The organism is Blautia sp. OF09-25XD (assembly GCF_003482095.1).
Taxonomy (GTDB): domain Bacteria; phylum Bacillota; class Clostridia; order Lachnospirales; family Lachnospiraceae; genus Fusicatenibacter; species Fusicatenibacter saccharivorans.
In genome coordinates, this window is record NZ_QUMG01000040.1 from 1 (window position 1) to 2,052 (window position 2,052).

Genomic DNA, 2,052 nt, shown 5'->3' on the forward strand with positions numbered 1-2,052 from the left:
GAATGGGATATCTCATCTTGAGGGGGGCTTCACGCTTAGATGCCTTCAGCGTTTATCCCTTCCCGACTTGGCTACCCGGCCGTGAACCTGGCGGTTCAACCGGTACACCAGAGGTCAGTCCATCCCGGTCCTCTCGTACTAAGGACAGCTCCTCTCAAATATCCTACGCCCACGCCGGATAGGGACCGAACTGTCTCACGACGTTCTGAACCCAGCTCGCGTACCGCTTTAATGGGCGAACAGCCCAACCCTTGGGACCTACTACAGCCCCAGGATGCGATGAGCCGACATCGAGGTGCCAAACCACTCCGTCGATGTGAACTCTTGGGAGTGATAAGCCTGTTATCCCCAGGGTAGCTTTTATCCGTTGAGCGATGGCATTCCCACTTAATACCACCGGATCACTAAGTCCTACTTTCGTACCTGCTCCACCCGTCGGTGTCGCAGTCAAGCTCCCTTCTGCCTTTGCACTCTTCGAATGGTTTCCGACCATTCTGAGGGAACCTTTGAGCGCCTCCGATACCCTTTCGGAGGCGACCGCCCCAGTCAAACTCCCCGTCTGGCATTGTCCCCCGGCCTGATAAAGGCCGCTGGTTAGAAGCCCAGCAGCACAAGGGTGGTATCCCAACAATGGCTCCCCTGAAACTGGCGTTCCAGGTTCACAGCCTCCCACCTATCCTGTACATGCACTGCCGGACCCCAGTACCAAACTGGAGTAAAGCTCCATGGGGTCTTTCCGTCCTGGCGCGGGTAACCAGCATCTTCACTGGTACTTCAATTTCACCGGATGCATTGTCGAGACAGCGCTCAAATCATTACGCCTTTCGTGCGGGTCGGAACTTACCCGACAAGGAATTTCGCTACCTTAGGACCGTTATAGTTACGGCCGCCGTTTACTGGGGCTTAAATTCAAAGCTTCGCTTGCGCTAACCTCTCCTCTTAACCTTCCAGCACCGGGCAGGCGTCAGCATATACCTCACCTTACGGTTTTGCATAGACCTGTGTTTTTGCTAAACAGTTGCTTGAGCCTATTCTCTGCGGCCAACTCTCGTTGGCACCCCTTCTCCCGAAGTTACGGGGTCATTTTGCCGAGTTCCTTAACAATGCTTCTTCCGCCGGCCTTAGGATTCTCTCCTCATCCACCTGTGTCGGTTTACGGTACGGGTATCTTAAAAACAATAGCGGCTTTTCTTGATTCATGCTCACACACTTCCCTACTTTAGTTCGGTCCGCATCACGCCTTTGGATTGCCACACGGTTTTTCCTATGTGACTCCTCCTTCGCTTGCACGCGGCTTTCCGTTCCGCGCCTGTGCTCTCCACAAATGTCCCCACAGTTCTGTTTTAGATAGTGCAGGAATCTCAACCTGCTGTCCATCGGATACGCATTTCTGCCTCTCCTTAGGCCCCGACTTACCCAGGCAGATCAGCTTTACCCTGGAAACCTTGGATATTCGGCCGAGAGGATTCCCACCTCTCTCTCGCTACTCATTCCGGCATTCTCTCTTCCTGGCACTCCACAGCTCCTTCCGGTACTGCTTCGTTGCGCCAGCAATGCTCCTCTACCATACCTTGCGGTATCCTGTGCTTCGGTGTCGTGTTTCAGCCCCGGACATTTTCGGCGCAGGACCTCTCGACTAGTGAGCTATTACGCACTCTTTGAATGTGTGGCTGCTTCTGAGCCAACATCCTAGTTGTCTTCGAAATCCCACATCCTTTTCCACTTAACACGTACTTTGGGACCTTAGCAGCAGGTCTGGGCTCTTTCCCTTTTGACTGCCCAACTTATCTCGTGCAGTCTGACTCCCGATGAGCATCTTTACGGCATTCGGAGTTTGATATCCCTTGGTAAGCTTTGACGCCCCCTTAGAAATTCAGTGCTCTACCTCCGTAAGACTCCATCGAGGCTAGCCCTAAAGCTATTTCGAGGAGAACCAGCTATCTCCGGGTTCGATTGGAATTTCTCCCCTACCCACACCTCATCGCCACCCTTTTCAACGGATGTGCGTTCGGCCCTCCACTACCTCTTACGGCAGCTTCAGCCTGGACATGG

The 2,052-nt window shown here is 53.6% G+C and carries 1 rRNA gene; it reads right to left on the reverse strand.

Annotation, left to right across the window (positions count from 1 at the left end):
- Window positions 1-2,052, reverse strand: a 23S ribosomal RNA gene (locus DXA93_RS17450); the annotation flags it as partial.